General features: G+C 30.3%; 1 protein-coding gene. It reads right to left on the bottom strand.

Translation table 11 applies throughout. The features are described 5' to 3' along the window. Positions 1-319 precede the first annotated feature (319 nt). Positions 320-449 (bottom strand): winged helix-turn-helix transcriptional regulator (locus FOT98_RS29980; protein ID WP_144291212.1); only part of this gene is annotated, 130 nt, incomplete at its 5' end.

The raw sequence follows: 449 nt of genomic DNA, 5'->3' as shown, positions 1-449 counted from the left end.
CACTTCTATTTATGGAATAAAGCTCAATAAGAAAATTGATTTATAGAAAAATACACTTAAAAGAAAAGGGGAAGAGAAGGGTTGAGAAAATGAAAAAAACCACGAAACACCTTGATATGAAAGCGTTTCGTGGTTTTTTAGATGTTTCAAACACATCATTTAAGAATTTCTTCCTCTTTTGAGTGTAAATCGTATACATAAGAAAATTGAGTATTATTATTCGATTCCTTCGTTATCCTAACATTTGTATCGATTTTTATGGAAATGGATTGTTTACAGCCTCTGTATATCCTCTTACCAATTTGAATCAACTTAGATTTTATTCAACTGATTTTTTATTAGAATCTTTCGCTAAAAATTCTCTGAAATCATCTCCCCAATCACAGATAGAGTTTACAACGGGTTCTAGAAGTAAACCAATTTCACTCAGTTGATACTCTACTTTAGGA

Source organism: Bacillus sp. HY001 (assembly GCF_007558965.1).
GTDB lineage: Bacteria > Bacillota > Bacilli > Bacillales > Bacillaceae_G > Bacillus_A > Bacillus_A mobilis.
Note: the sequence above shows the minus strand (reverse complement) of the source record. Positions and strands in the feature narration are given on the sequence as shown.